Source organism: Bradyrhizobium sp., assembly GCF_030697065.1.
Taxonomy (GTDB): Bacteria; Pseudomonadota; Alphaproteobacteria; order Rhizobiales; family Xanthobacteraceae; genus Bradyrhizobium.
Window position 1 is genome coordinate 1 of record NZ_JAUYQU010000137.1, and the last position, 2,233, is coordinate 2,233.

2 protein-coding genes and 1 pseudogene are annotated in these 2,233 nt (G+C 64.2%); 2 read left to right on the forward strand and 1 reads right to left on the reverse strand.

Annotation, left to right across the window (positions count from 1 at the left end; genetic code table 11):
• Window positions 1-278, reverse strand: a 278-nt coding sequence (locus tag Q8R73_RS11020) for a PAS domain-containing protein (protein WP_305719576.1), incomplete at its 3' end; no start/stop codon positions are given.
• Window positions 279-477: 199 nt separating this feature from the next.
• Between Q8R73_RS11020 and Q8R73_RS11025 the strand changes: the two genes are divergently transcribed.
• Both Q8R73_RS11025 and Q8R73_RS11030 read left to right on the forward strand, forming a co-directional pair.
• On the forward strand, window positions 478-1,866 hold the full coding sequence (locus Q8R73_RS11025) for a CmpA/NrtA family ABC transporter substrate-binding protein (RefSeq protein WP_305719575.1): 1,389 nt from the start codon (window positions 478-480) through the stop codon (window positions 1,864-1,866).
• A gap of 166 nt (window positions 1,867-2,032) precedes the next feature.
• Window positions 2,033-2,233: pseudogene (locus tag Q8R73_RS11030) on the forward strand (nitrate ABC transporter, permease protein); the annotation flags it as partial.

The window sequence follows — 2,233 nt, forward strand, 5'->3', positions numbered from 1 at the left end:
TCCAGCCGCAGCGGCTGGCTGGTGGCATGGCGCGGCGTCAACGCGTTGGTCCAGTAGCTGCCCCTGGCGAGGACGGCCTGGGTGAACACGATCAGCGCCGGCAATTGTCCGGCGTGCAGCGCGCTGATCCGCGTCTCCCGCAGCAGCGCGCGGTCGTAGCCGAGCAGCGCGCAGGCCGCCGGGTTGGCGTCGATGATCTCATCGGCATGGGGGTCGAGCAGCAGGGTCGGCTCGGTCAGGTAGTCGAAGGTGAGGGTGCGCAGGTCGCGTTCGCGCATCGTCGCGGCTGAGGGGAGCGGCGCCAGATCCATCGCCCTTTACTCCGAAAATTCGTAATTCGACTACGAATTCTCGTATATCACGAATTTTCGTAGACAACAACATTGGCGGCAATCGCTGCGTTCATTGGAGAAAGGCGGATCATCGGCGCTGGCACGCTCCTTGCGTAACGATTGGGCAGCATACGCAGGAGGTTTCATGTCCACGTTCGACAATCCGTTCGATCCCGCCCGCCGTCTCCATTCCCAGGGCTGCAGCTGCGGTCAGCATATCAACGAGGCCGAACACGATACCGCCGCCCAGCTGTCGCTGCAGCCGGCCGTCGCCGCGTCGGAGGAAGCCCGCTACCAGGGCGTGGTCGCTTCCGCCGTCATGCGCGCGATGTTTCCGCAGGATGCCGCGCGCCGCGCGTTCCTGAAATCGGTCGGCGCCGCCACCGCGGTCGCGGCGGTCTCGCAATTCTTCCCGCTGCAGGCCGCGACCGAGGCGTTCGCACAAGGCGGGCCGCTGGAAAAGAAGGACCTCAAGGTCGGCTTCATTCCGATCACCTGCGCCACCCCGATCATCATGGCGGCGCCGATGGGGTTTTACGCCAAGAACGGCCTCAACGTCGAAGTGATCAAGACCGCCGGCTGGGCCGTCATTCGCGACAAGACCATGAACAAGGAATACGACGCGGCGCACATGCTGTCGCCGATGCCGCTCGCCATCACCATGGGCGTCGGCTCCAACCCGCAGCCCTACACCATGCCGGCGGTGGAGAACATCAACGGCCAGGCCATCACGCTGTCGGTCAAGCACAAGGACAAGCGCAACCCCAAGGACTGGAAAGGCTTCAAGTTTGCCGTTCCGTTCGACTTCTCGATGCACAATTACCTGCTGCGCTACTATCTCGCCGAGCATGGCATCGACCCCGACGCCGACGTCCAGATCCGCGCCGTGCCGCCGCCGGAAATGGTCGCCAACCTGCGCGCCGACAACATCGACGGCTTCCTCGGCCCCGACCCGATGAACCAGCGCGCGGTCTATGACGGCGTCGGTTTCATTCACATCCTCACCAAGGACATCTGGGAGGGACATCCCTGCTGCGCCTTCGCCGCCTCGAAGGAATTCGTCACCTCGATGCCGAACACCTATGGCGCGCTGCTGAAGTCGATCATCGAAGCCACCGCGTTCGCGCACAAGGCCGAGAACCGCAAGCAGATCGCCGAAGCGATCGCCCCGGCGAACTACCTGAACCAGCCGCAGATCGTGCTGGAGCAGATCCTCACCGGCACCTTCGCCGATGGCCTCGGCAATGTCGTGAAGCAGCCGAACCGCGTCGATTTCGATCCGTTCCCCTGGCAGTCCTTCGCGATCTGGATCATGACGCAGATGAAGCGCTGGGGTCAGGTCAAGGGCGACATCGACTATGCCGGCATCGCCTCCCAGGTCTATCTCGCGACCGACGCCACGAGGCTGATGAAGGAAGCCGGGCTGACGCCGCCGACCACCACCACCAAGAGTTTCTCGGTGATGGGCAAGACCTTCGATCCGGCCAAGCCCGAGGAATATCTCAACAGCTTCAAGATCAGGAAGGCGTCGTGATGCGGATGGTGCGAAAGCATTTGTGCCCGTCGTCCCGGCGAACGCCGGGACCCATACGCCGCAGGATCTCGATCGGGCGCGCGGGCAGAGACCTTTTGCAACTCGTAGCACCGGGGATTTTGGGTCCCGGCGTTCGCCGGGACGACGCGCTGAGGGGGCGTACCCCATGACATCCTCGCTCCGCCTGCGCGCCGCGATCGTGTCGATCGCGTTGTTCCTCGCCTTCATCGGCATCTGGCATATCGCCACCCGCGGCACCGGCGCCGTCGCCACCATGACGCCGGAATACGCCAAGCTGATGGGACTGACCGCGACCGCCGGCAAATCGGCGATGCCGGGGCCGCTCGATGTCGGCGCCAAATTGTGG